At 71.5% G+C, this 19,056-nt stretch carries 14 protein-coding genes; 5 read left to right on the top strand and 9 right to left on the bottom strand.

Features of this window, described 5'->3' with window-relative positions; genetic code table 11:
• Positions 1–49: 49 nt before the first annotated feature.
• Both ACFVH5_RS08780 and ACFVH5_RS08775 read right to left on the bottom strand, forming a co-directional pair.
• Positions 50–1,810 (bottom strand): IucA/IucC family protein, encoded by a 1,761-nt coding sequence (locus ACFVH5_RS08780; RefSeq protein ID WP_385832837.1) that lies wholly within the window; start codon positions 1,808–1,810, stop codon positions 50–52.
• A complete protein-coding gene (locus ACFVH5_RS08775) occupies positions 1,807–2,988 on the bottom strand; it encodes an acetyl-CoA carboxylase biotin carboxylase subunit family protein (RefSeq protein ID WP_385832836.1) in 1,182 nt (393 codons plus the stop codon). The genes ACFVH5_RS08780 and ACFVH5_RS08775 overlap by 4 nt, the downstream gene beginning before the upstream one ends.
• 292 nt (positions 2,989–3,280) lie before the next feature.
• On the opposite strand from ACFVH5_RS08775, the gene ACFVH5_RS08770 reads away from it, so the two are divergent.
• Positions 3,281–4,135, top strand: coding sequence for a (2Fe-2S)-binding protein (locus ACFVH5_RS08770; RefSeq protein ID WP_385832834.1), 855 nt, complete (start codon positions 3,281–3,283; stop codon positions 4,133–4,135).
• A 25-nt stretch (positions 4,136–4,160) separates the two neighbouring features.
• Here the strand turns inward: ACFVH5_RS08770 and ACFVH5_RS08765 are convergent, their stop codons facing one another.
• The gene (locus ACFVH5_RS08765) at positions 4,161–6,197 is read right to left on the bottom strand and encodes an N-acetylmuramoyl-L-alanine amidase (protein ID WP_385832833.1); all 2,037 of its coding nucleotides are present in this window, start codon (positions 6,195–6,197) and stop codon (positions 4,161–4,163) included.
• A gap of 287 nt (positions 6,198–6,484) precedes the next feature.
• The gene (locus ACFVH5_RS08760; protein WP_385832832.1) at positions 6,485–7,627 is read right to left on the bottom strand and encodes an aminoglycoside phosphotransferase family protein; all 1,143 of its coding nucleotides are present in this window, start codon (positions 7,625–7,627) and stop codon (positions 6,485–6,487) included.
• A 232-nt stretch (positions 7,628–7,859) separates the two neighbouring features.
• Between ACFVH5_RS08760 and ACFVH5_RS08755 the strand changes: the two genes are divergently transcribed.
• Positions 7,860–9,374 (top strand): hypothetical protein, encoded by a 1,515-nt coding sequence (locus ACFVH5_RS08755; protein ID WP_385832831.1) that lies wholly within the window; start codon positions 7,860–7,862, stop codon positions 9,372–9,374.
• A 78-nt stretch (positions 9,375–9,452) separates the two neighbouring features.
• Here ACFVH5_RS08755 and ACFVH5_RS08750 read toward each other — a convergent pair whose 3' ends face one another.
• The 4 genes from ACFVH5_RS08750 to ACFVH5_RS08735 all read right to left on the bottom strand — a co-directional run bounded on the left by ACFVH5_RS08750 (position 9,453) and on the right by ACFVH5_RS08735 (position 12,618).
• Positions 9,453–10,925, bottom strand: coding sequence for a PP2C family protein-serine/threonine phosphatase (locus ACFVH5_RS08750; protein WP_385832830.1), 1,473 nt, complete (start codon positions 10,923–10,925; stop codon positions 9,453–9,455).
• 216 nt (positions 10,926–11,141) lie between these two features.
• Positions 11,142–11,363 (bottom strand): HAD hydrolase-like protein, encoded by a 222-nt coding sequence (locus ACFVH5_RS08745; RefSeq protein ID WP_385832829.1) that lies wholly within the window; start codon positions 11,361–11,363, stop codon positions 11,142–11,144.
• The gene (locus ACFVH5_RS08740; protein WP_385832828.1) at positions 11,309–11,905 is read right to left on the bottom strand and encodes an HAD family hydrolase; all 597 of its coding nucleotides are present in this window, start codon (positions 11,903–11,905) and stop codon (positions 11,309–11,311) included. The genes ACFVH5_RS08745 and ACFVH5_RS08740 overlap by 55 nt, the downstream gene beginning before the upstream one ends.
• Positions 11,906–11,979: 74 nt before the next feature.
• A complete protein-coding gene (locus ACFVH5_RS08735) occupies positions 11,980–12,618 on the bottom strand; it encodes a hypothetical protein (protein ID WP_385832827.1) in 639 nt (212 codons plus the stop codon).
• Positions 12,619–12,826: 208 nt separating this feature from the next.
• Here ACFVH5_RS08735 and ACFVH5_RS08730 point away from each other — a divergent pair, with 208 nt between their 5' ends.
• The gene (locus tag ACFVH5_RS08730; protein ID WP_385832881.1) at positions 12,827–14,974 is read left to right on the top strand and encodes a hypothetical protein; all 2,148 of its coding nucleotides are present in this window, start codon (positions 12,827–12,829) and stop codon (positions 14,972–14,974) included.
• A 154-nt stretch (positions 14,975–15,128) separates the two neighbouring features.
• Entirely contained in the window at positions 15,129–16,337 is a 1,209-nt protein-coding gene (locus tag ACFVH5_RS08725) for an acyl-CoA dehydrogenase family protein (protein ID WP_385832826.1), read from the top strand.
• Positions 16,338–16,349: 12 nt separating this feature from the next.
• On the opposite strand, the gene ACFVH5_RS08720 is transcribed toward ACFVH5_RS08725, so the two are convergent.
• Positions 16,350–17,447, bottom strand: a complete 1,098-nt coding sequence (locus ACFVH5_RS08720) for a chemotaxis protein (protein ID WP_385832825.1) — start codon at positions 17,445–17,447, stop codon at positions 16,350–16,352.
• A gap of 126 nt (positions 17,448–17,573) precedes the next feature.
• On the opposite strand from ACFVH5_RS08720, the gene ACFVH5_RS08715 reads away from it, so the two are divergent.
• Positions 17,574–19,019, top strand: coding sequence for a basic amino acid/polyamine antiporter (locus ACFVH5_RS08715; RefSeq protein WP_385832824.1), 1,446 nt, complete (start codon positions 17,574–17,576; stop codon positions 19,017–19,019).
• The last annotated feature ends 37 nt before the right edge of the window (positions 19,020–19,056 follow it).

Below are 19,056 nucleotides of genomic sequence, written 5' to 3'. Positions count from 1 at the left end.
GTTCGGAGTGTCGGCCGGGGAGGGGGCCGACCGTGCCTCGCCCCGGCGCTCATGCCGAAGTTCCGACGTGTCGCAGGTAGTTGGGCCCGCTGGTGTAGTGCTTGTTGATGTCCGCCGCGCCCGAGCGTTCCTTGCTGAGGAGTGTTCCGGCGGTGACCATCGCCTTGACCGGCAGGCGCGGCGCGTCCAGGACCCGGGCCCGCAGCACGGCACCGGGTTCGCCCGCTCCCGTACCGAGCCGTTCGATCGCCTCGGCGAGCCGGTCGCGCACGAGCCGCAGCAGCACCGGCAGGGGTGCTCGACCGTGCCGCGCCAGCCCGAAGGCGTAGGCGCCCGCGCACAGATGGACCGTGATCGTGGTGAACAGGTCGACGACCGGCCGGTCGCCCTCGGTGAAGGTCCTGGTGTCGGCGAAGTCCGCGGGTCCCGGCGCCGCGGCCCCCAGCCGTTCGCTCAGCCGCGTGCCGTTGATGCGCGGCCCGTCGTTGTCCTTCAACAGCAGTCGCAGCCGGGTACGGCCGTCGTCCTGCCGGTCCAGCACCAGCGAGATGTTCTGCTGGTGCGACTCAAGGGCGATCCCGTACCCGAACAGGGTGGTCTGCCAGTCGAAGAGCAGGGTCAGGCACGCGTCCAGCAGCCCGAGGACGTCACCGGCGTAGAAGCGGTCGGCAAGATGGTCGACGACCAGTCGTCCGCCGGGCGCCTCGGCCAGGAGCGCGGCCATGGGTACGACGACGGAGTCCTGGAGGCCGTCGGGGTGCCGCCGGAACAGCGCGGCGAGCAGTTCGTGCCCGGCATGCGCGTACACGGTCTCGTCGGCGTGCAGGATCGTGCTCCGGAAGCGCGGTTCGCGGTCGATGATCTGCTCGATCAGACGCTGTCCCGCGGCCCCGTCGAGGAGTGTGCCGGGCTTGATGGTCCGCCGGTTGCGCAGCCCCAAGGTGGCGATTTCCAGGGGGAGTTTGACGTGCAGGAGCGGTTGCGCGGACAGGGCCACGGTACGCATCGACAGGGTCGGGACGACGTCGAGGTGGGCGCGGTCGGCGAGCACGGCCCGGTCCGCCAGCCCGGTGGCACGCAGGGCCCCCTCCAGCGCGGGCCCGACGGTCAACGGGTGTACGGGCAGGGCCACATGCGTGCCGTCGAGCCCCGGCAGCCCGAGCCGCGCGGGGGATGGCCAGCCCTCCGGAAACGTTCCGGTGACCGCGACGGCGTCCTGCGGCAGCGCGAGCCAGCGCAGAGCGAAGCGGGGGGCGAACTCCGGTGCGTACGCGCGGAGGTGCCGCTCGTCCAATCCGGAGCGGCCGCGTGCGGTGGGGTAGACGGGATGGTCCAGATGGGCGGCGAGGGTGTCGTACGCCAGCCCTCCGGACATCCCCGACCAACGGGCGGGCGCCGGCCCATGCGTGTCCGTCAGTCCGCTGGACACCTCCTCGCGGACCGCCGCGTGCAGCCGCATCGTGACCAGCGTCTGGCGGCACTCCTCGGCGAACGCGTCGAATCCGTCCCGGTCGAGGGGATGAGCGAGATCGCGCAGGGCGGCGAGGACCGTGTCGCACGTCTCGTAGGACACGGATTTCTCGTGTCCGCCGAACTCCCTTACGAGCTGCGGCAGTCGGGCCGCGTACTCGCACTGGAACCCGTCCTCGGCGACCGGCAGCAGAAGGGACTGCCCCTCGCCGGCGTCCCGTCGCAGCCAGGCGCCGTCCGGCCGGTGCACGAGGCTGCCCATCGAGCGCAGGCCGACGACGTCCTCGCGCAGCAGGGCGCCGAGCACCCGGATCACCAGCGCGCCCTCGGAACCGGTCACGGCCGGATCTCCCACCGCTGACCGGCCAGGAACCCGGCCACCGCCCTGTCCACGTCCTCCTGGACGGTTCCGGTGGCCCTCACCACGCCGAGGAAGTCGCGGTTGGTGCGGTACACCTCGTGCCGCTCACCGATCTCGCGGAGCGGCCGGTAGGTCAACCGCACCCCGTCGGCGTGCAGATCGGTCGCGGCCGGAGCCGCCGTCAGTGTTCCCGCGCTCTGCGCGCACGGGTAGTCCAGCCGGGCCACGCCGTCGTTGCGCGCGCCGAGCGAGACGGGCAGGGGCTCACCCAGATGCGTACGCAGGATGTGCTCGAAGAGCGGAATCTCCAGCAGGTGGGCGAGCAGCAGATCGCACTGGTCGCCTATGGCGCGGTAGTTGACCTCGATGATCCTCGCCCGGCCCTCGTGCACCACGAACTCGGTGTGGCAGGCGCCGAAACCGACGCCGAGAGCGTCGAGTTGGGCCAGTACCTGGGCGACGACCGTCCCGGGACGGGCCGCGACGAAGGTCAGCCGCTCCTCGATGAAGTACGGCGGCGGGGACAGCACGGTGTGGAAGCCGCCCAGGACATGGCGGACGCGGCCGTCCCCGAGTGTCTCCAGGGTGTACAGCTCACCGGGCAGATACTCCTCGACGACCAGGGCGGCCCCGGGGCGGCGGGCGCGGATCTCCGCGCAGCGGGCCACCAGTTCCTCGCGGCCCTCGACCCGTACGACGTCCTCGCTGGCCACACCCTCACGCGGCTTGACCACACACGGGTACGGCACGTCGAGAGCGGCCACGTCCGTGTCCTCGGTGACCTCCGCCGACCACACCGTGTCCACGCCGGCGGACGCGAGACGGCGTCGCATCTCCGCCTTGTCCTTGGTGCGCAGGGCGGCCCGCCAGTCCTTGCCCGGCAGCCCGAAGTAGTCGGCGGCCAGCGCGGTCTGGGTCTGCAGATGGTCGCTGTTGGAGAAGATCGCGTCGGGACGGCCGAGCGTCGAGACACGGGTGACGACGGAACGGAAGTCGCGGACGTCGCACTCCACGATCTCCCTCTCCGGATACACGCGACGATGGGCGTCCGGCTGGTCGGTGAGGACGGTCACGTCGAGGCCGAGCCGTGCGGCGGCGGGCAGAAACCCCTCCGTGACGGAGTCGGTGGGGTTGCGGGCAAGCAGGTACATACGCACGCGGGGGAACAACTTCCGCTCGTGGGTGGGCGGGTGAGGACGAGCGGCCGGCGCCGGTGGGGCGTGGTGGGGCAGCGCTCTGCCCGCGCAGGCGCGGCCTGTCCGGTCGCAGTCACATTAAGTGAATTCAGGTGAGGCATGTTCTGTTTCTCGACCGGCCATGGAGGTGCTGTGACGTGCGCCTCCCTTGATCGTTGCTCAGGGGGTGTCGTCACGCACTGCTGTGAGTGATCTCTATACTAAGGTAAGGCTTACCTGCTTTTCTTGCTTTCCCCCATGCACAGGAGTACCGATGACCGTGGCCCTGGAGACCGTGTCGACCGGTGCGCCCACGACCGTGTCCGGCCTGCTCTCCGACACGTATCGGCAACTGGCCCGGGTGTGCCCGGCGTTGACGGTGCGCGTGGCGGACCCGGCGGCGGACTTCACCCGAACGGGCCTGAGCGGCGCGGAGTTGACGAAAAATCAGGAGGCCCTTGAGTCGTTCCTGACGGCCGAGGACTCCCGCATCCGGGAACGCCACGACCACGTCCCGCGCCGCGATGTCGCCGCCTCCCGCGCCCTGCACGACTACGCGTGGTCGGTCGGCCTGCTGATGAGCGGCGTCTGGTACCTCACCGGCCGGGTGCCGCGTGTCCGCCCCGAGGACGTGCGGATCGATCTGTCGTCCGGCACGTTCGAGATCACCCCCGGATCCGACCTGGCCTGTCTGCCGGAGGACTCGGCAGGCTCTCTCCCCGGGGTCCTCACGGTCCCGCACGAGGAGGCGCTGCGAGCGGAGTTGAGGGTCGCCGTCGCCGACCACATGGAGCCGCTGCTCACCGCGATCGGCCCCTACGTCCGGCGCGGCCCGCGCGCGCTGTGGGGCCTGGTCACCGACGACCTCGTCTCCGGCATCTGGTACCTCGGCCGCATGCTCGGCCGGGAACCCGACTCCGTACGGGCCGCCACCGCGCTGCTGCCCTCCGCCGTCACACCCTTCCCCGGCGGGGCGGACTTCCGCCACCTCACCGGCGCCGACGGCCGGCAGCACCCGACCCGTACCCGGATGGGGTGCTGCCTCTACTACACGATCCGCCCCGCCGAGGCCTGCGCCACCTGCCCGCGCACCTGCGACGCCGAGCGGTTGCGCCGGATCGAGTCCTGAGGCCCGGCGCAGCCCGCCCTTCCGGTCACGCGGACGGCGTCACCCGCACATCGGCGGCGCGCACGAACGCCACCCGGTGCCCGAACTGGATCTCGTAGTACATGTCCGTCCCCCGCACCACCCGGTGCGGTGTCGTGTCGAAGGTCGGCGCGTAGAAGTACTCGCCCGGCACCTTGTCACCGACCGCGTACTTCTGTCCCGCGAGCAGTTTGTACGGCAGCGGCGAGACCGTCTGGACGGGCACACCCGCCGGGTACGCCTCCTTCTCCGGGTACGCGCGCCCGTACACCGGGATGTCGGTCAGCCCGGCCTTCGGGGTGATGACGGCACCGGTCGCGTTCACCGCCGTCGGCTGCTTCGCCGGGTTCTTGAACCAGGCCTTCTGGCCGAGGTACCAGATCGCGGTCCAGTCGCCGTCGCGCCCGGCGACCGCGTACCGCTGACCGGTGGAGACCCGCGAACCGAGGTCGTTCACATCGGTGGTGGAGTCGCCGCCGCCGGGCCGCAGACCGATGTCCTTGATCAGCGGGGCGTCCTCGCGCGGCTCGGTGTAGAGGCGTACGGCGCTCGATCCGTGGACGGCACAGGGCTGACCCGCCGTGACGCAGCCGGTGAACACCGGCTTGTTCGCGGCGAACTTCGGCGCGACGGTCACCAGCCCGCCCTTCGGCCCGGCCGTGGCGCGCAGCGGCTTGCCGAGCAGCGCGAAGTAGTGCTGCCAGTCCCAGTACGGGCCCGGGTCCGTGTGCATCCCCGGGATGGTCGCGGTCGTCGTACCGGGCACGGTGTCGTGGCCGAGGATGTGCTGGCGGTCCAGCGGGATGCCGTACTTCTTGGCGAGGTACGTCACCAGACGCGCCGACGACCGGTACATCGCCTCCGTGTACCAGGTGTCGGGCGCGGTCAGGAACCCCTCGTGCTCCAGGCCGATCGACTTGGCGTTGATGTACCAGTTGCCCGCGTGCCAGGCCACGTCCTTGGCCTTCACATGCTGGGCGATGTGCCCGTCGGTGGAGCGCAGGGTGTACTGCCACGACACATAGGTCGGGTCCTGCACCAGGTTGAGGACGCCGTCCCAGGCGCCCTCGGTGTCGTGGACGACGATGTACTTGATGCTCTGGGACGTCGGCCGGTCGCCCAGGTCGTGGTTGCCGTAGTCGCCGTCCCCGAACTCCTCGTACGGTGCCGGAATCCACTCGCAGGACACCGTCGACGGACACTCGGTGGTGCCCGCGGCCGGTGCCCGCAGCCCCGCCGCCTTCAACTGGGCCGTCGCCGGGCGCAACCGCGGCTGCGCGGCGAGCGTGATCCGCTGCCCCGCGTCCGTCGTGCGCTCCTCGCCGCGACGGATGACGTCGAAGACGTCATCGGCGTACGTCGCCGCCGTCGCCGTGTCGTCGGCACCCGAGTAGCGCGCCACCGCCCCGTACCAGTCGGCCGCGTCGTCGGTGAGCGGCCCGCCGAGCTGCTTCTGGGCCGCCGCCAGCAGCGCGGCACCGCCCGCCACGTTCGCGGCGGCGTCCGAACGCAGCCGCTCCGCGGGAATGCCGCTCAGCTCGGCGGCCTTCGCCAGCGTCTTGAGGCGTGCCGGAAGCTCGGCGTTCTCCGGCACCCGCGTGTCCGGATCCTGCGTGTCGGGCAGGCGGGGGCCGCGCGAGTCGTCGCCCCGCGCGTCCTCCGTATCGTCGCTGTGGTGCGGTGCCACGGTCCGGGCGATCGCCGTGCGGGCGTCGGTCAGATGCATCGGGCCGTAGCCGCCCGTCACGCTCGGAGCCCCCTCGTGCGCGTCCCACCGGGACTGCAGATACGAGACGGCCAGGAGCACGCTCTGCGGTACGTCGTACGCGTCGGCGGCCATGGCGAAAGCATTCTGCAGACGCGCGGAGGGCAGCGAGGACGGCTGCGCGGAGGACGCGGACGTCCGGCCGCCGTCGCCGACGCCGTCGTACGGGGCCGCGCCGAGCAGGGGCAGCAGCAGTGCGGCCGAGGCGACGGCACCCGCGGTCCGGCGGGCACGTCTGTGCCGGGCGGAAGGGCTGGGGTCGGTGGGGGATCCTCGCAAAGCTGGCCTCCTGGGACGATCGGGCGTGACGGTGCGTACGGGGGCGGGTGTGCGTCAGTGGTACCGGCTCTCCGACGATCCGTCAATCATTCCCAGAGGCTGACGATTTCCCACGTCAGCGGTGGGTGGTTCACCGATTTCGGTGCGGTGGCGACCCGGCCTGCGAGGCGTCAGTGGAGTGGACCTCTGATGAAAAGGCCGCGACAGAGGCACAGGAGGAGGCGGCGGACACGAAGAAGGCCCGCGGTGCGCCCTGTCCCTGGGCGTACCGCGGGCCTTCGTCCCCGTCAGCGAGTACCGACCGCCGCGCGAACGGCCTTGCGGGCCATCTGGCAGTCGTCGTGCAGCCGCCTCAGCAGCAGCCGCTGTTCCTCACCTGACGGCGCGGCGCCCGGGTGGGCCGGTCCCGGTGCCGCCGGAGTCGCCTCCTGCATCGACCGCTGCACGGCCGTCTCGTACGTACGGATCTCCCTGGTCAGGACGAGCATCAGATTGACCAGGAACGCGTCACGCGCCGCGGGTCCCGCCGACTGGGCCAGCTGGCTGATCTGCCGGCGGGCGACGGGCGCCTCCCCGAGGACCGCCCAGAGCGTCGCCAGGTCGTAGCCCGGCAGATACCAACCCGCGTGCTCCCAGTCCACCAGCACTGGACCGGCCGGTGAGAGGAGCATGTTCGACAGGAGGGAATCGCCGTGACAGAACTGGCCCATGCCCTGGCGGCCGGCCGAGTGTGCGATGCCGTGCACCAGTTTCTGCAGGTCACCCATGTCCCGGTCGGTGAGCAGTCCCAGCTCGTGATACCGGGAGATCCGTGCCGCGTAGTCCAGCGGGGCGTCGAACGTCCCCGCCGGTGGCCGCCACGCGTTCAGCCGGCAGATCGCGCCGAGCGCCGCCCTGATGTCCGCGCGGGGCGGGGCCTCCACCGGATGCCGGTTCAGCGCCGCCACCCGTCCCGGCATCCGCTCGATGACCAGGGTGCAGTTGTCCGGGTCCGCCGCGATCAGCCGGGGCACCCGCACCGGCGGCCGGTGCCGCACGAAGGAGCGGTATGCCGCTATCTCGTGCCGGATGCGCTCGGTCCACACGGGGGAGTGGTCCAGTAAACACTTGGCCACGGCGGTGCTGCGCCCTGTCGTACCGACAAGGAGCACGGAGCGTCCGCTGCGGCGCAGCACCTGCACCGGAGCGAACTCCGGGCAGATCCGGTGCACCGACGCGATCGCCGTACGGAGCTGGGCGCCCTGGGGGCCGGACAAGTCGAGTCTCCCGCTGAGCGGTGGCGTCCCGAGCCCCGGAATGCGCCGCGTCCGGCCGGCACCGAGTACGGGAGCCGCCGCGGGACGCGCGGGGTCGAGGTAGGGGCCGCCGCCGACCGGGCGGGCGTGCAGCGACCGGGGTGGGGCGGACACGGAGGACGATGCTGTGTACATGGGCGAGACAGATCCCTTCGTGTGCCGGCGAGTTGCCGCGCTACCCGCCCCGGTCGCGCCGGTACACCCTGGGGAATGTCCCTCGGTGACCGGGTCGGGGTGGCGCGTTCCTACCTGACACCCGGCGCCCACTGGCACACCATCTGGCGTGCCCTGGCGAACCCTGGCGAATAGTCGCTCAGCAACTGACAGACGGTTACTGTCAACTCAGCCGAGAACCTGGGGGCTTGACGTGAGCGGACAACCCAACACCCGACTGTCGGACCTGTTCGGCCTGGCCGGCTGGTCCAAGGGCGAACTCGCGAGGCTGGTCAACCGGCAGGCGGCGGCCATGGGCCACCCCCAGCTGGCGACGGACACCTCACGGGTACGGCGGTGGATCGACACGGGAGAGATCCCGCGCGATCCGGTGCCACGGGTGCTGGCAGCACTGTTCACCGAGCGTCTCGGCCGTGTCGTGACCATCGAGGATCTCGGTCTGGTCCGGCACGGGCGCACGGGGAAACGGCCAAGCGGCGGGAGTGCTGAACATCCCGACGGTGTGCCGTGGGCGCCCGAGCGGACTGCCGCGGTCCTCACCGAATTCACGGGAATGGACCTCATGCTCAACCGACGCGGCTTGGTGGGCGCGGGCGCCGCGCTCGCCGCAGGATCCGCAATCAGCAGCTCCATGCACGAGTGGCTGCACACCGATCCGGCCCTGGTGGCCGACGCCCCTGAAACCGACGATCCCCTGCACGCCGACCCCGCCGGGTTCGACCGCTACGAGGCCGCCCCCATCGGGTCGCAGGAGATCGAGGAACTGGAGCGCTCGGTCGAGGTGTTCCGGGCCTGGGACGCGGCCCGCGGTGGCGGCCTGCAGAGAAAGGCTGTCGTAGGACAGCTCAACGAAGTGGGAGGCATGCTCTCCTACCGGCACCCCGACCATCTGCAGCGGCGCCTGTGGGGCGTCGCCGCCAATCTCGCCGTGCTCGCGGGCTGGATGTCGCACGACGTCGGCCTGGAGCCCACGGCTCAGAAGTACTTCATCATCGCCGCGCACGCGGCCCGGGAAGGCGGTGACCGGCCCCGTGCGGGCGAGGCCCTCTCCCGGGCGGCCCGTCAGATGGTGCACCTGGGCCGGCCCGACGACGCGCTCGACCTCATGCATCTCGCCAAGTCGGGATCAGGCGACGAGGTCCTGCCGCGTACGCGGGCCATGCTCTACACCATCGAGGCCTGGGCACAGGCGTCACTGGGCAAGGGCCAGGCCATGCGGCGCACCCTGGGCGAGGCGGAGGACCTCTTCGTCTCGGACAAGGGTGACGTGCCGCCGCCGAGCTGGATGCAGCTCTTCGACGAGGCGGACATGCACGGCATGCAGGCCCTGGCGTACCGGACGCTGGCGGAGCACGACCCGGCCGCGGCGGCCGTCGCGCAGCGCCACGCCAAGGAGGCCCTGGCGCTCCGGGAGAAGGGCCGGGACCGGTCGAAGATCTTCGACCATCTCTCGCTCGCCTCCGCCTGCTTCCTCGCCGACGACCCCGAACAGGCCGACCGGTACGCGCGCCTGGCCCTGACGTCGATGGGGTCGAACTCGTCCCATCGCACCTGGGACCGGCTCCGCGAGATGTACCGGCTGACGGGGCAGTACTCCAGCTATCCGAAGATCCACGATCTGCGTGAGGAGATCAAACTGTCGCTGCCCAAGGGCTCGTTGAAGTCGGGTGCGTTGAAGCCGAGGGGCGGCAACGGCGCACGGGCGTAGGGGGCTTGTGCGCCGAGACCCGCGCGCCGGGACGTGTGCGCTGCGACCGACGACCCGGGCCGCCCGCCTCAGGACTCCTCAGGTGGTGACCCGGGCCACGAGGACGCAGGCGTCGTCCTCGCGTTCCGTCTCACCGAACTCCTCCACCACGGTCCGTACGCAGTCCTGGGCGCTGCGGGCCTCCTGGAAACGGGGGGCCAGGTCGAGGAGGCGGCTGACGTCCGCGGTGCTCTCCACCGTCCCGGTCACGTCCGGGCGGAGGCATCCCGACCGCGCGGGGACCAGCCCGTCGGTGTGCAGGAGCAGCAGGTCGCCCGGTTCGAGGGGCACTTCGGCCTGCACGTAGACGGCACCCGAGGTGGCGCCGAGCAGGACGCCGTCGGGCGGAGCGAGCATGCGCCCCGTCCCGTTGCGGAACAGCAGCGGGGCGGGGTGTCCGGCCTGCGCCCACACGAGGGTCCGGCTCTGCGGCCGGTAGCGGCAGCACACCGCGCTGCCCAGGGCGGGCTGGGCGGAGGAGTCGAGTAACTGGTTGAGCCAGGACATGAGCTGGCCGGGTTCGGTGCCCGCCACGGCCATGCCGCGCAGCGCGCCGAGCAGCATCGCCATGCCCGAGGTGACGGCGACGCCGTGGCCGGTGAGGTCGCCGACGCTCAACAGCGTCTGTCCGTCGGGCATGTCGAGGGCGTCGTACCAGTTGCCGCCGATCAGGGTGCTGGTCGAGGAGGGCAGATAGCGGGCGGCCAGGTCCAGCGTTCCCGGGCCCTGCTGCGGGAGCGGCGGGGAGCCGCGCCACGGTGGCAGGACGGTCTCCTGCAGCTCGACCGCGAGGCGGTGTTCGGTCTGTGCGGCCTGCCGCTGGCGTTGCAGCGAGTCTCTGGTCTCACTGACGGTCCGCTGGCTGCGGCGCAGTTCGCTGACGTCCCGCAGGACGGCCCACATCGAGGCGGTGCTGCCGTCCGCGTCGAGCACCGGCTCGCCCATCATGTGCACGGTCCGTACACCGCCGTCGGGCCGGACCATGCCGAACTCCCCGTCGATCGGTTTGCCGTCGATCAGACAGTCCGTGACCATCGAGGTCAGCCTCGGCCGGTCCTCGTCGAGGACGACGGAGGGCAGTTCGTCGAGGGTGAGCGGGGGAGCCGCGGGGTCCCTGCCGAGGATCTGGTACAACTCACCGGACCACGTGGCCTCGTCCGTCAGCAGGTTCCACTCGGCACTGCCGACCCGGCTGATCAGCGAGCCGCGCCCGGGGGACGGGGGCGGCACGGCCCGTACGGCGGGGGGTGCCGCTTCCCGTTCGGCGGGCACGGTCGAGGGGCCGTCCCTCAACTGCGACAAGTGCGCGTCGAGGTCGTCGATCTGATGCATCGCCAGGTCGCACAGAGCACGCTGCCAGCGGCCCTCCGGGTCCGTGCCGTCGGCCGGCGCGTCGCGTCGGACGGCGTCCATGTCGCCCCGGAGCCGGCGCGTCTGCGAGATGAGCGCGTCGACCGCGCCGCGCGGAGGCGGCTGGGCGGCAGGGTGGTCCGCCGAGAGAGGGGACGGCATGACGTACTCCGATACAGGCACGGTACGACCAAGGCAGAGGGAAGGACCGTTACGACTGTTGCACAGCCTGCGACGCGCTGTAAGGGATTCGGCAACACACGACAGGGTGGTGCCGCTGGCACGTGCCGCTGTCCTGCCGGGGGAGCTGACCGGGACGAATCCGGTACGCGGATCGGCGGCCGGAGCGTACTCAACAGGCGTACTCGACAGTCGTACTCAACCCGGGGGAGTCGAAGGGGTGCGACTCGCCCCGGCCGGCCCTGCCAGCCGCAGCACGGCGTCCAGCCCCCGGACCGCGCCCGGAGCGGCTCCGGCGGGCAGCACATAGGCCCGGAGCCCCGCGCCCGCCGCCCCGCCGTCCTTCGCCGGATGGTCACCGACCATCAGCGTCTCGGTGGCCGGGACCCCCAACTCGCGGCAGGCGCGCCCGAAGAGCACCGGGTCGGGCTTCTCCTGACGTACGCGTAGGAGTGCACCCACGACGAGAAATACTGATCGAGTCCGTGGTGCGCGAACGTCGCCCGCAGATCCCAGCCCACGTCACTGACCACGCCGAGCGCGATGCCCTCGTCGCTCAGCCGTGCGAGCGTGGACCGTGTGTCCGCGTACGGCACCCAGTGCTCGGGTGCCTGCAACTGCGCGTAGAGCGCGTCCGCGTGCGGCGCGAGCTCCGGTACCGACGCGTACCACGTGGTGAACGCGTGCCGGTGTGCGCGCGAGGACACATCACGCCCGCGCTGCGCCTCGACGACGTCCGGATCGGCCAGCCCTTTCTCCAGCCCGTTCAGAAACTCGCCCATCTCCCGCTCACCGACCGGCCGTTGCACCACGGCACGGATCCGGTCGGCGTAGGAGCCCATTTGAAAGAGCGTGCCGCCGAAGTCGAACAGCACGGCCCGGACGGGGGACGGGCCCTGCGCCGAGGGCGCGGCGCGCAAGGGCCCCTCGGGGCCGCAGACCGGGAGCGGGGAGCGAGTCATCCGATCTTCCTAGCCGCTCCGCGCGGCACAGGCAATGGCCGCGCGCCGCACCGTCCCCTCAGCCGCGCAGCAGGTCAGTACCGCTGGGCCTGGGACAGTTTGGGAGTCAGGGGCGGGTCGGCCGGTTTGCGGCTCACGGCCAGTGGCTGGGCGCGTTCGCCCGGCGCGAGGTCCTCGGCGCCGACATACCGGGTCTCCACCGTCTTGCCGGAGGAGTCGGTGAAATCGACCCGCACGGCGTACGAGGCCTTGCTGTCGGTCTTGTTGGTGATGTTCACCAGCACGACGAGCAGGCCGCCGGTCCCGGACCGCGGCTTGCCGGTCATGGAGACGTCGGACATGGCGTTTCCCTGGCCGTCCACGTCCTTGAGCGCCTTCTCCGCGGCACTGTTGGCCCGCTCCACCTCCGCCGACACGGACGCCTCGAAGGAGGAGGCCGCGGCCGAGGCGGAGGACGCCGCCGCGGAGGCCGCGGCGCGCGCGGACTCGACGACCGACTCCTTCATCGAGGGGGCCGTTCCCGAGAAGGACGCGGTGTCGGGAGGCGAGGGGCGTTCGCTGAAGGAGGGGGTGGAGGTGTCCGAGTCGCTGCCCGTGCTGCACGAGGTGACGGCGCTCGCGACCGCGGCCAGCGCCGCCACCGCGACGACGATCGAACGCGTGCGGCCCTGTCGGCGGGGCCCGTGGGGCCCCTGGGACGGTGGTGTGTTCATCGAGTGCTGTCCTCGCTGTCGCTGTCGCTGTCGCTAGCGGTGTCGGTGGGGATGAGCCGGAGCGGCCGGGCGGTCGAAATGAACTTTATGTCGGATAATTCAGTGAGGCATGCCGTGCGGGCCCACAGGCCGCCGGTCCGTCCGGAAACGCCTCACCCGTTCCGCCGCACGGCTCGCCACCGCGCGCCCCTTGGCGCAGCATGAGGGCATGGTCGGGTCGGCCCGGATACGAGCGTTGCGCTGCGTGGCCTGGATCTGCGCGGTCCTGTGCGTCGCGGTCGTCGCGCTGACGGCCACCGCGCGCAGCACCGTACTGAGCGCGGGCTTCCACCGTTCGGTGCTGGCCGACGAACGCGCGTACGACCGGCTCTACAACCAGGTGCTGGTCGACCCGCGGATCACGCCGGTCACCCGCGACCTCCTGGGGCGGCTCCCGGTGCCCGAGGCCGTACTGACCTCCAACCTCAAGACGGTCCTCCCGCCCGAGACCCTGCGCGCGCTGACGGACCAGCAGATCGGGCATCTCGTCGACTACCTGCGCGGAACCAGGGACGACCTGCGGCTCTCCGTCGACCTGCGGCCGGTCATCGCCAACATCACCGGCCTGACCAGGGCGTACTTCGGCGACATGGTCTCCTCGCTCCAGGAGCAGAAGGAACCGGACTTTCCGGCCTTCCTCGCCGACCTCAAGGACGCGGTGGGGCAGGTCGGTGCCGGCCGGCCCCCGGAAGGCCTGCCGACGCTGGCCCTGACGGAGGCCCAGGCGGCCACCGCCGCCGACGCCCTGCTGCGGGCCGCCCCCGAGGACGTACGCGGCACGCTGCGCCCGGAGGTCACGGTCGCCCTGCAGAACGGCGACGTGGCCACCGCCCTCGCCGCCGTCGGACCGGCCGCCTTCTCGGAGCGCACCCGCGCCGCCGCCGCCCGGCTGCGCACGGTCGCGGACGGCGGGACCTGGGACATCGCCGCCGACCTCGAACTCGACGAGGTGCGTCAGGTCCGCGCGGCGACCCACCTCACCCTCGACGTCGTCGAGCCCCTGGCCGCCGCCCTCGGCATCGCGGCCCTCGCCGCACTCTGGTTCACCGGCCCCGACTCCCGGCCCCGGCGACTGCGACACCTCGGCTGGGCGCTCGCGGCCGGCGGACTGTGCACGGCGCTCGTCGCGCTCGTGGTCCTGTGGACCGTGGGCCGCAGGCCGGTCGACATCTCCGCGGCCTGGCCGGAGTCGGCGGCCCGCCTGCTCGACGACCTGCAGACCACCGCCGTCGACCGCTTCCTCGCGGGAATGCTGACCGCCGCCCTCGTGCCGGTGGTCGCCGGCGCTCTCCTGGTCGGCCTGGCCTGGGCGGGGGAGCGGCGCAGGGCGCCCGTACGCGCGTGGCGGCCGGGGCTCTGGCCCGCGGCCGGCGCGACGGCCCTCGCCCTCGCGGGTGCCGCACTCGTGCCGATCGCCTTCTCCGACGACACCCCGCGCAGCTGCCAGGGCAGCCCGCGCCTGTGCGACCGGCGGTACGACGAGGTCGCCCAGCTCACCTCGCACAACGCCATGTCCACCACCGCCGACAAGTTCATCGGCCCCCTCCAGGACCCCCTCATCGCCGATCAGCTCGACGCGGGCGTACGGGCCCTGCAGCTCGACACCTACCGCTGGGAGCGCCCCGAGGAAGTGACCGACCGGCTCGACGAGTCGGACTTCCCGCCCGAGCTGCGCCGTCAGATCACCGTTGCCGTCCAGGGGCTCAACCCGCCGAGGCCGGGCCTGTGGCTCTGCCACTCCGTCTGCCGTGCGGGCGCGATCGAACTGGTGCCGACGCTGCGGCAGATCGGCGACTGGCTGCGAGCCCACCCGGGGGACGTCGTCACGCTGATCGTCCAGGACGCCCTCAGCGGCGAGGAGACGGAGGCCGCGTTCCGCGAAGCGGGTCTGCGGGACCTGCTGTTCACACCGGACGAGGATCCGGACCGGCCCTGGCCGACGCTCGGCGAGATGATCGACAGCGGCCGTCGTCTCGTGGTCTTCGCCGAGCGGGCCGACGGGCCGGCGCCCTGGTACCGCAACTTCTACCGGTACGCCATGGAGACGCCGTTCGCCTTCCGTTCCCCCGCGGAACTGAGCTGTGTCCCGCACCGCGGCGGCACGGGCAAGCGGCTGTTCCTGCTCAACCACTTCATCACCGCCGACGGCGGCAGCCGTCTCGACGCGGGCGAGATCAACACCCGCCGGGCCGTACTGGACCGGGCGCACACGTGCGAACGGGTGAGGGGCGCGCCGGTCAACTTCGTCGCCATCGACTACCTGACCGTCGGTGACGCGAAGGCCGCGGTGGACCGGCTCAACGCGGAACGCGACTGACCCGGCCCGGCCGGACGGCCGTTTCGGGCAGGCGTTCTTGCGGCGTCGGCGAGGTCTGCTGTATTTGATTCTGCTGTAGGAGCTTTCCGCACGGTCCCCCGCAGCCCCGCAGAGTCCGGCGACGTCCCGCGCCGCCGTGAGCGAGGAGGACTCGATGGCCTCACCGGTGCACGTCGTCGAGATGGACTCCGCCGAGCGCGAGCGGGCCTTCGAGATCTGCCGCCAACTGGCGGAGGAGTTCGGCAAGGCCGGGCCGCGGCACGACGCGGAGAACACGTTCCCGTACGAACTGGCCGAGCGCGTAAGGGCGCTGGGACTGCCGGGACTCAACGTCCCGAAGCGGTACGGCGGGTGGGGCGCCGACATCGCGACCACCGCGCGGTGCGTGGAACTGCTGGCGTACGGCGATCCGGCGATCGCGCTGGCCTTCACCATGCACTGGGGCGTGATCGGCTTCTTCCGCGGCATGTGGAGCGAGGAACACCAGCAGCGCTTCTTCCCGGGCGTGGCACGCGACGGGCACCTGTTCGACGGCGCGTACAGCGAGACCCGCGCCGGCGTGATCGGCCTGGCCGACACCCGTGCCGTGCCGGTCGACGGCGGGTTCCGTGTCAGCGGCCGCAAGAGCTGGGGCACCCTGGCGCCGGTGGCCGACTTCCACACGCTGAACGCCACGATCACCGAGCCCGACGGCGAATTGCCGGCCGACCACGCGGTGCGCGCGACGCGCGAGGTGTTGCTCGTCTGTCCGGCCTCGGCCGAGGGCGTACGCGTCGAGAAGACCTGGGACGCGCTCGGCATGCGTGCGACGGGCACCGAGACCGTGGTGTTCGAGGACGTGTTCGTACCGGTCGGCGACCTCGTGTCCCCGGAGTTCCGGCCGGGTCTGTTCGCGAACCTGGAATGGCAGACGCTGAGTTTCGCGTCGGTGTACCTCGGGCTCGCCCGCCGTGCGTACGACGAGACGCGCGCGATCCTGCGGACGAAGCGACTCGGCGCGGTGCCCGAGGCCGCCGACGTCAAGGTCGGCGACCAGCAGCTGGTGCAGGTCGGTGTCGGGGAGATGCGCGTACTCATCGAGGCCGCCGCCAACACGATCGAGGTCGCCGCCGCGCGCCTCAACGAGGGGCGCGACCTGCCGGACGAACCGGCGCTGAGGCTCGGCGCGCTGGAGATCCCGAAGGTTGTGGCGACCGAGAACGCGATCCGCGTCGTCGACATCGGCATGCGCCTGGTCGGTGGCGGCGCCTACCGCCGCGGCCACCCGCTGGAGAGGCTGTACCGCGACGCGCGCAGCGGACCGTTCCACCCGCTCACCACGGACCAGCTCCTGCAGCACCTCGGAAGCGCCGAACTGGGCTGAGCGCGCGGGGTCTCAGTACCGGAGCACTCCCGCGATGCCCTGCGCCTCGGCCAGCGTCCCGTCCGGTACGAAGCGGACTTGGGCGCCGGTGTCCAGGCACTGTTCGACGATCTCGTCCACGATGTCGTGCCGGGCGTCGAGATCGTCGCCGTCGGCCGGGACGAGATGGTCGCCGCCGTCGTCGCGTACCGTCACACGGTAGTTCTCCTCGACGGCCAGCAGACCCACACGGCCGGCCGTCGCGTTCTGCCAGACCTCGTCGACGCCCGCCGCGAACGCCCGGCGGCCCTTGGCGTTCTTCAGCTCGGTCGTCACGGTCTCGACGTTCCTCCGGTCCTCGGCCGTGACCAGCGGACGGACCGCCTGCCACACCGCCTCGGCCCCGGCGTGCCCGAGCCCGCCGTGCGGAACGTGGACGGCGTCCTTGGTGACGTTGCCGACGTCGCCGAGGAGCGAGAGAGCGGCCTGTTCACCGGCGACGTACACGGGCCGCGGGTCGGAGCGCAGGACGGCGGCGAGGACGGTGTCCGCGTCCCGCATGAAGTGTCGTGTCTCCTCGTCGCGGAAGGTGCTCGGCACCTCGCCGACCCGTTCCTCGCGCTCGACGTCCTGCGGTTCCAGGCTCCGTGTCATCGGGAACCCCGCCGTGTCCGCCTCGACGACGCGTTCCCCGCCGCCGCTCCACAGCGAGATCCGGTCGGCGGAGACCGTCAGCACCCAGAACGGGCTCTCGGCGGCCTGCGCGGCGACGAGATTACGGGTCAGGAACGTGTCCGAGAGGACGACGCGCTCCGGCACGGTCCGGGCCAGCGACCACACCTGGTGCTCCCCGGGAGCCGCGAAGATCGCGAGGCCGTCCTCGGAGTGGTTCAGATCGATCTCCGCCAGCGCCTGTTCGAGCTGCTCGACGACGTCCGTCCGCCGCTCACGGGTGACCGCGGGATCTGCTTCCAGTTGCTTCTTCGCCTCGGCCAGCACATTGCGCAGCCGGACGGGATCCTGCGCCTTGTCGGGCTCCCTGCGGTGCGTCGGTGTCAGCACCGACACCGCCGGGTAGGGCCGCGGCCGACGCAGCTCGGTGAGGGTGGCGGGGCTCAGAAGATGCTCCATAGATGCACCATATGACTGAATCGGCGGCGAGTCATTCGGGGGAATCAGGTCGGGCAAAAGGGGCAATTAGTTGTTAATGTCGCCGGGCAGTCGCGTCGTGTCTCCCTGCCACGCCCGAGGACCTCCATGAGCCAGGCCGAGACCGGAACCGGGGCCGGAGACGGAACCGAGCCCCGGACACCCGCAGCCAAACTGACCCTGCCCACGCTGACCACGATGGTCGTCGGTTCCATGGTCGGCGCGGGCGTCTTCTCGCTGCCCCGGCGCTTCGGCCAGGAGACCGGCGTGGCCGGCGCGCTCATCGCCTGGGCGGTGGCCGGCGCCGGCATGCTCATGCTGGCCTTCGTCTTCCAGCGGCTCGCGCTGCGCAGACCCGACCTCGACGCCGGTGTCTACGCCTACGCGAAGGCCGGCTTCGGCGAATACCTCGGCTTCTTCGCCGCGTTCGGCTACTGGGCGAGCGCCTGCGTCGGCAACGTGACGTACTGGGTCCTCATCATGTCGACGATCGGGGCGATCGCCCCGGCGCTCGGCGACGGCGACACGGTCCTCGCCATGCTGCTCTCCTCCGCCGGCCTGTGGGCGTTCTTCCTGCTCATCAGCCGTGGGGTCAAGGAGGCCGCGGCCATCAACCGGATCGTCACGGTCGCCAAGGTCGTGCCCATCCTCGTCTTCGTCCTCATCGCGCTGTTCTGCCTCAAGCCCGGCGTCTTCGCCGAGAACTTCGCCGGCGCCGACTACGCCGGATCACTGTTCCAGCAGGTCAAGGGCACCATGCTGGCCACGGTCTTCGTGTTCCTCGGGGTCGAGGGCGCCAGCGTCTACTCCCGGCACGCCAAACGCCGCGAGGACGTCGGACGCGCGACCGTCCTGGGCTTCCTGAGCGTCTTCGCGATCTTCGCCTCGGTCACCGTCGTGTCGTACGGCATCCTGCCGATGAGCGAGATCGCCGAGCTGCGCCAGCCCTCCATGGCGGGCGTCCTGGAGGAGGCGGTCGGCACCTGGGGCAAGGTCTTCGTCAGCGTCGGCCTGATCGTCTCCGTCCTCGGCGCCTACCTCGCCTGGACCCTGATGGCCGCCGAAGTGCTCTTCGTCGCCGCCAAGGACGAGGACATGCCCCGCTTCCTGGGCCGCTCCACGGCGGCCGACGTACCCGTGCCCGCCCTGCTGATCACCACCGTGCTGACCCAGGTCGTGCTCGTCGTCACGCTCTTCTCGGACGACGCGTTCAACTTCGCGCTCGATCTGACCAGCGCCCTGACCCTCATCCCGTTCCTGCTGGCCGCCGCGTTCGCCGTCATGGTCGCGCGGTCCGGCGGCGCGGGCCGGTGGGACCTCCCGGTCGCCGCGCTGGCCACCGTCTACACCGCGTTCCTCATCTACGCGGCCGGCCTCAAGTACCTCCTCGTGTCCCTCATCGTCTACGCGCCCGCCACGGTCCTGTTCGTCATGGCCCGCCGTGAACAGGGCCGCCGGCTCTTCTCTCCCCGTGAACTCGTCATCCTCGCCGTCTCGGTGGCCGGCGCCGTCGTGGGCGTCGTCGCGCTCGCGCGCGGCTGGATCAGCCTCTGACCCCGCAGACACCGACACACTCCGCGAAAGGCAGACC

The sequence above is a fragment of the Streptomyces sp. NPDC127119 genome, assembly GCF_042677425.1.
Lineage (GTDB): Bacteria > Actinomycetota > Actinomycetes > Streptomycetales > Streptomycetaceae > Streptomyces.
This window is presented reverse-complemented; position numbering and strand designations above follow the sequence as displayed.

Coding starts and splice junctions, on each gene's coding strand:
- ACFVH5_RS08770 (WP_385832834.1), top strand. CDS start 3,281: ATGACCGTGGCCCTGGAGACCGTGTCGACCGGTGCGCCCACGACCGTG.
- ACFVH5_RS08760 (WP_385832832.1), bottom strand. CDS start 7,627: ATGTACACAGCATCGTCCTCCGTGTCCGCCCCACCCCGGTCGCTGCAC.
- ACFVH5_RS08750 (WP_385832830.1), bottom strand. CDS start 10,925: ATGCCGTCCCCTCTCTCGGCGGACCACCCTGCCGCCCAGCCGCCTCCG.
- ACFVH5_RS08740 (WP_385832828.1), bottom strand. CDS start 11,905: ATGACTCGCTCCCCGCTCCCGGTCTGCGGCCCCGAGGGGCCCTTGCGC.
- ACFVH5_RS08735 (WP_385832827.1), bottom strand. CDS start 12,618: ATGAACACACCACCGTCCCAGGGGCCCCACGGGCCCCGCCGACAGGGC.
- ACFVH5_RS08730 (WP_385832881.1), top strand. CDS start 12,827: ATGGTCGGGTCGGCCCGGATACGAGCGTTGCGCTGCGTGGCCTGGATC.
- ACFVH5_RS08725 (WP_385832826.1), top strand. CDS start 15,129: ATGGCCTCACCGGTGCACGTCGTCGAGATGGACTCCGCCGAGCGCGAG.
- ACFVH5_RS08720 (WP_385832825.1), bottom strand. CDS start 17,447: ATGGAGCATCTTCTGAGCCCCGCCACCCTCACCGAGCTGCGTCGGCCG.
- ACFVH5_RS08715 (WP_385832824.1), top strand. CDS start 17,574: ATGAGCCAGGCCGAGACCGGAACCGGGGCCGGAGACGGAACCGAGCCC.